The organism is Bifidobacterium sp. POST2/T3 (B1), from assembly GCF_058197115.1.
Genome location: NZ_JBVPQK010000145.1, coordinates 1 through 6,281, shown reverse-complemented (window position 1 = coordinate 6,281; position 6,281 = coordinate 1). Strand labels below are relative to the sequence as shown.

Genomic DNA, 6,281 nt, shown 5'->3' with positions numbered 1-6,281 from the left:
ACCTTGGCGCCGGGAAGGTGGCCACCCTCCCCCGGCTTGGCTCCCTGGGCCAGCTTGATCTGCAGGTCGGTGGCCGAGACCAGGTAGTCGCTGGTCACCCCGAACCGTGCCGAGGCCACCTGCTTGATGCGGCTGGTCCGGGCCGGGTCTGCAATCCGGTCCGGGGATTCACCGCCCTCGCCCGAGTTGGACCTGGCCCCCAGCCGATTCATGGCCAGGGCCATGGTCTCATGGGCCTCCTGGGAGATGGACCCGTAGCTCATGGCGCCGGTGGAGAAGCGGGTGACGATGGACTCGGCGGGCTCAACCTGATCCAGCGGTATGGGTGCCCTGTCGGAGTGCAGCTCCATGAGGCCGCGCAGGGTCATACCGCGCTTGGCCGCCGCGTTCACATGGTCGGTGTAGGCCCTGAAGAGTCCATAATCCCCGCGCTTGGTGGACTGCTGGAGCAGGAAGATGGACTCCGGGTCGTTCAGGTGGTCCTCTCCGGTGCGACGCCAGTGGTAGTTGCCGCCTGTCTCCAGGTCATGTCCGGATCCGGCCGTCCACTCAATGGGGTAGGCCACCCGATGGCGCTGGGCCACCTCGGCGGCGATCTCGTCCAGGCCTATGCCGCCCACCAGGGAGGTAGTGCCCGTGAACCAGCGGTCGATGACCTCCTGGCTCAGTCCAACGGCCTCGAAGAGCTGGGAGCCGCGGTAGGACATGATGGTGCTCACGCCCATCTTGCTCATGATTTTGAGGACCCCGGTGCTCAGAGCCCGGACCAGGTTGTTTGAGGCCTTTTTGGCATCCACGTGCAGATCCCCGCTGTTGGCCAGATTCTCTACTGACTCCAAAGCCAGGTAGGGGTTGACGCAGGCTGCGCCGTAGGCGATCAGCAGGGCCACATGGTGGACCTCACGAACATCGCCGGCCTCCACAGCCAGGGAGACCTGGGTGCGGGTGTGCTGACGGAGCAGATGGTGCTGTACGGCCCCGGTCAGCAGCAGGGAGGGAATGGGTCCCCAGATGTGGTTGGAATCGCGGTCGGAGAGGACAAGCACATTGCAGCCCTCCTTGATGGCCTGATCCACCTCCCTTTCGATGGCCTCCAGACGCTCCTCAAGGGCCTTGCCACCTCCAGCCACCTGATAAAGGCCGCGGATCAGACGGGGGCGGAAACGGCCTTCCAGGACCGGCGCCCGGTCCAGTCGCTTGATCTGCGCCATCTGGACGGAGTCCACCACAGGCAGGTCGATGTGGATCTTCCAGGCGTGCTCGGGGGTGTCCTCCAGCAGGTTGGGCTCGGGGCCGATGGCCGAGGCGATGCTGGTGACCAGCTCCTCGCGCTCCCAGTCCAGGGGCGGGTTGGTGACCTGGGCGAACTTCTGGGTGAAGTAGTCGAAGAGCATGCGGGACCGGCGTGAGAGCACGGCAATGGGCGCGTCATTGCCCATGGACCCGATGGGCTCCTTGCCGGTTTCGGCCATGGGCCCCAGCAACATGGTCAGGTCCTCCCGGGTGTAGCCGAAGGCCTGCTGTCTGCGGTGGACCGAGATGCGCGAGTAATTGACATGCTCGCGCTCGGGCAGGTCGTCCAGGCGGACGGTTCGTTCGGCGACCCACTTCCTGTAGGGGTGCAGCCCGGCCAGCTGGCGCTTGATCTCGCTGTCGGGCACTATCCGGCCCTCTTTGGTATCGGCCAGGAACATGCGTCCCGGCTCCAGCCTGCCCTTGGCGACGATGGACTCCTGGGGCGTATCCTCCAGGACGCCGGCCTCCGAGGCCAGGACCAGGTGGCCGTCCTCGGTCAGCTGCCAGCGACCCGGGCGCAGGCCGTTGCGGTCCAGCTGGGCGCCCACCAGGGTCCCGTCGGTGAAGACGATGGCGGCCGGGCCGTCCCAGGGCTCGATCAGGGCGTCGTTGTACTGGTAGAAGGCCTTCAGGTCCGGGTCCATGTCCGGATCCTGCTGCCAGGCCGGAGGCATCATCATGGAGACGGCGTGGGGCAGGGACCGCCCGGCCAGGTGGAGCAGCTCCAGGGTCTCGTCGAAGGTGCCCGAGTCCGAGGCTCCGGGGGTGTTGACCGGCAGCAGTGGGGCCATGTCGCCCAGCAGCTCCGAACTCAGCTTTCCCTCGCGGGCCGACATCCAGTTGCGGTTGCCCTGGATGGTGTTGATCTCCCCGTTGTGGGCGATCATCCGGAAGGGCTGGGCCAGGGGCCAGGAGGGGAAGGTGTTGGTGGAAAAGCGGGAGTGGACGATGGCCAGGCGGGCCTTCATGGCCGGATCGCTCAGGTCGGGGAAGAAGCCCTGCAGCTGCTTGGTGGTCAGCATGCCCTTGTAGGTGACGGTCCTGCAGGACAGGGAGGCGAAGTAGACGCCCAGCTCGTGCTCGGCCCGCTTGCGGACCCGGTAGCCCAGCCGCTCCAGTTCCAGCCCTCCACGGCCTTGAGACCCGGCGTCGCACATGATGGGCATCAGGAAGCGGGGCATGGAGGCTAGAGCCTGCAGACCCAGTCCGTCAGGATCGGTGGGCACTGACCGCCAGGCCAGGACGCGCAGCCCTTCCTGGCCGGCAATGGAGGCGATGGCCTCCTCCTGGCTGGCAGCCTGCGCCGGGTCCCTGTCCAGGAAGGCCATGCCCGCCAGATAGTGGCCGGCTTCAGGAAGATCCCGGTGGACACGGGTGCGCATGAACCCGTCGGGCATGGAGAGCATGATGCCGGCCCCATCGCCGGTGTTGGGCTCGGCTCCCACGGCCCCTCGGTGGTCCAGGTTGACCAGGACGCGGATGCCCTGCTCGACGATCAGTCTTTCGTCCCGTCGGTTGAGGGTGGCCACCATGCCGAAACCGCAGGCATCGTGTTCCGTATCAGGGTCATAGAGCCCTTGCGAGCCGTGAACGTGCAAATCGAGAGGGGCCGTGAATGACACCGCAATCACCTCATTCGTGGACGGGGGCGGGGCCGGCATGCTCCACCCTTGAGGAGCCTTGTCAATGGTGAATCAACAGGATAATGCATCCACAGGTGACATCCGTGTAACGTTCCGCAGTTCCGCAGTGTCTAACGAATTCCTACCGCATCCAGGACCTGATCGATGACCAGATCGTTGAGCAGACGGCCCCGGCGGGTCACCTGAATTCTGTCACGCAAGGGCAGCAGGAGACCCTGATCGACCAGATCCCTAAGGATCTTCGGGTCGGCCGGACGACCCGCTTGCCTGGTCAGCCGATCCAGTCCCAGGCCTTCCGGCAGGCGCAGGGCCAGCATGACCGTCTCCTCCAGGTCCTGTCTGAAGCCCAGAAGCTCGGCATCCTGCCAGGGCACGTGTCCGGCATCCATGGCGGCGGCCCAGTCCCTGGGGTGGGCGATGTCCCAGGAGCGGATGGCCCGGGCACGCCGCTCCCCCAGGCCGGGCTCCGGCGACAGCCACCAGCGTGCCCCGGGATCGGCATCCTGCACCGCTGATGTTCCTGTGGCCCTGAAACCGGGCGAGACGGACGGCATGGGCTCCTGTTCCCGAGCTGCATCCACCGGCGCCATGCCTGTGTCCTGGCCTTCCAGGCCCCGATAGTGGGAGTGGGCGCCGGGCCCGATGCCGGCCCAGTCCACGTTGTGCCAGTAGCCCAGGTTGTGGCGGCTCTCCTGGCCGGGACGGGCCCAGTTGGAGATCTCGTACCAGTTAAGCCCTGCCTGGGAGAGCATGTCGTCGGCCATCTCGTATTTGGCCGCCTCGTCATCGTCATCGGGGGCGGGCAGTTGGCCCCGGCGTACGGCACGGCCCATCTTGGTGGTCGGTTCCAGGGTCAGGGCATAGGCGGAGACATGGTCCACGCCCAGGTCCAGGGCCGCCTGCAGGCTGGTCCGCCAATCCTCGAGCCGCTCCCCCGGAGTCCCGTAGATCAGGTCCACACTGGCCCTGAGTCCCAGATCCTGAGCAGCGGCCACATCAGTGGTCACATTGGCAGGGGTGTGGGTACGGTCCAGGGTGGCCAGGACGCTGGGCACCGCTGACTGCATGCCGAAGGAGACGCGGTTGATGCCGCCCCGGAGCAGCTGCTCCAGATAGGTCCGATCCACGGTGTCAGGGTTGGCCTCGGTGGTGATCTCAGCCCCGGGGGACAGCCCCCAGAGGTCGGCCACGGCCTCGACCATGCGGACCAGATCCTGGGCAGGCAGGATGGTCGGCGTGCCTCCGCCGAAGAAGATGGTGGACACGGGCGGCTCTATCAGGCCGCGGGAGGTCTGCCAGTCGCGGACCATGCGCATCTCCTGGATGGCCAGGTCGGCGTAGTGCTCCCGGCTGGCGCCCCCGCCCAGGTCGCGGGCCGTGTAGGTGTTGAAGTCGCAGTAGCCACAGCGGCGCATGCAGAAGGGCACATGGATGTACACCTGGTAGGAGCTCACCCGTTCAGCCCTCCTTCTTGGCGGCGGCCCGGATCTTGTCCTTGGTGTCCCGGTCCTGGGCCTGGCCTGTACTCAGGGCGGCGATGAAAGCCTCCTGAGGTACCTCGACATGTCCCAGCATCTTCATGCGCTTCTTGCCCGCCTTCTGCTTCTCCAGCAGCTTGCGCTTGCGGGTGATGTCGCCTCCGTAGCACTTGGCCAGCACGTCCTTGCGCAGGGCACTGATGGTCTCCCGGGCGATGATTCGCGACCCTATTGCCGCCTGGATGGGGATCTCGAACTGCTGGCGCGGAATCAGCTTGCGCAGCTTCTTGGTCATCATCACCCCGTAGGCGTAGGCCTTGTCCTTGTGGACGATGGCCGAGAAGGCGTCGATCTTCTCCCCCTGGATGAGGATGTCCACCTTGACCAGGTCAGCGGACTGGGTGCCGTCGGGCTGGTAGTCCAGGCTGGCGTATCCCTTGGTCCGGCTCTTCAGCTGGTCGAAGAAGTCGAAGACGATCTCGGCCAGGGGTATCCGGTAGTGCATCTCTACGCGCTCGGGACTCAGGTACTCCATGGTCCCCATCTGCCCACGATGGTCCTGGCAGAGCTCCATGACCGGTCCGATGAACTCCTTGGGGGTGATGATGTCGGCGCTGACCACCGGCTCCAGAATCCGGCGAACCTTGCCGTCGGGGAATTCGCTGGGGTTGGTCACCGTGTGCTCGCTGCCGTCCTCCATGGTGACCTGATAGGTGACGTTGGGGGCTGTGGCGATCAGGTCCATGCCGAACTCCCTGCTCAGGCGCTCGGTGACGATCTCCATGTGCAGCAGCCCCAGGAAGCCGCAGCGGAAACCGAAGCCCAGGGCCACCGAGGTCTCCGGTTCGTAGACCAGGGCCGCATCGTTGAGCTTGAGCTTGTCCAGGGCGTCGCGCAACTCGGGGAACTGGGCGTTGTCGATGGGGAAGAGCCCGGAATAGACCATGGGCTGGGGGTCCTGATAGCCGGGCAGGGGCTCCTTGGCCGGGTTGGCCTCGGTGGTGACCGTGTCGCCCACCTTGGACTGACTGACGTCCTTGACGCCGGTGATTATATAGCCGACCTCCCCGGCACCCAGGGCCTTGGTGGGGGTCATGTCCGGGCTGATCACGCCCAGCTCGATGGGGTCATGCACGGTCCCCCGGCCCATCATGCGGATCTTCTGGCGCTCCTTGAGCTCGCCGTCCACCATCCTGATATAGGTGACGATTCCCCGGTAGGAGTCGTAGACCGAGTCGAAGATCAGGGCCCGGGCCGGAGCTTTGGGGTCCCCTTTGGGGGCCGGCACCTGGTCCACGATGCGGTCCACCAGTTCGCGGATACCTTCGCCGGTCTTGCCCGATACCCGCAGCACCTCGTCCGTGGAGCAGCCGATCAGGTTGGCTATCTCCTCGGCATGCTTGTCAGGCTCGGCCGAGGGCAGGTCGATCTTGTTGAGGACGGGGATGATGGTCAGGTCATCCTCCAGGGCCATATAGAGGTTGGAGAGGGTCTGCGCCTCGATGCCCTGGGTGGCATCCACCAGCAGGACAGCGCCCTCGCAGGCCTCCAGGGCCCGGGAGACCTCGTAGGTGAAGTCCACGTGGCCGGGGGTGTCAATCATGCCCAGGGTGTATTCGACTCCGTCCTTGACCCAGGGTAGGCGAACGGCCTGTGACTTGATGGTGATGCCACGCTCCTGCTCGATGTCCATCCTGTCCAGGAACCGGTCGTGCATCTCGCGCTTGGGCACGATCCCGCTCAGCTGCAGGATCCGGTCGGCCACCGTGGATTTGCCGTGATCGATATGGGCGATGATGCAGAAGTTGCGGATCAGCGATTGGTCGGTGAATCCTGGTTGGTTCTTGGCTTCCTGCACCGGTCT

3 protein-coding genes are annotated in these 6,281 nt (G+C 65.6%); all 3 read right to left on the bottom strand.

Annotated elements, in window-relative coordinates; all coding sequences use genetic code 11:
- A partial coding sequence (locus AC0AP0_RS07590) for a glutamate synthase central domain-containing protein (protein WP_490430005.1) occupies positions 1 to 2,918 on the bottom strand: 2,918 nt, incomplete at its 3' end.
- Positions 2,919 to 3,049: 131 nt separating this feature from the next.
- Positions 3,050 to 4,393, bottom strand: coding sequence for a radical SAM family heme chaperone HemW (gene hemW, locus AC0AP0_RS07585; RefSeq protein ID WP_490430003.1), 1,344 nt, complete (start codon positions 4,391 to 4,393; stop codon positions 3,050 to 3,052).
- 4 nt (positions 4,394 to 4,397) lie between these two features.
- Entirely contained in the window at positions 4,398 to 6,275 is a 1,878-nt protein-coding gene (lepA, locus tag AC0AP0_RS07580; protein WP_490430007.1) for a translation elongation factor 4, read from the bottom strand.
- Positions 6,276 to 6,281 lie beyond the last annotated feature (6 nt).